The organism is Thermococcus sp. ES12 (assembly GCF_012027515.1).
Lineage (GTDB): Archaea > Methanobacteriota_B > Thermococci > Thermococcales > Thermococcaceae > Thermococcus > Thermococcus barossii.
This window is the reverse complement of the sequence record NZ_SNUP01000060.1, coordinates 1-454: the sequence shown is the minus strand read 5'-3', so window position 1 is coordinate 454 and position 454 is coordinate 1. Positions and strand designations below refer to the sequence as shown.

Here is a 454-nt window from a genome sequence, read left to right as displayed (position 1 = left end):
TATGGTGTATCTCAAGATACGCATACCCGCACTTCGCACAAGAATAATTGTACATCTCCAAGACTTTTTTTTCGCAAATGAGTTGGAACACCTTTGTTATTTTTCTGGCTCATTTCTACCACCTAAAGCTAATTTATAACCTTTTGACCATACTCTTTATTCCATACATTAGATAAACCTCATACTCTACCTCCCAATAGTCTAGGAACTCCCTGAACCTATAGGTATTTTCTATGGGAACTAAAACCACCCAAGGAGCCAAGAATATTCCTCCAAGCTCTTTGAGAACGCCCTCTTTACCACTTCTCCCTTTAAGGGCGTAGTTGAACTTCTTCCTCTGGGTCCTGTTCAGCCTCTGCACACTTATGTTAAAGAGACTATAACCCTCCCCATTCATAAGCTCATGAACCGGCTTTCCCCTGATTAGAGAAAAGCCGCTAATGATGATTCCCGG

The 454-nt window shown here is 41.6% G+C and carries 1 pseudogene; it reads right to left on the bottom strand.

Features of this window, described 5'->3' with window-relative positions:
* Window positions 1–133: 133 nt before the first annotated feature.
* Window positions 134–454, bottom strand: a pseudogene (locus tag E3E37_RS11025) (nucleotidyltransferase domain-containing protein); the annotation flags it as partial.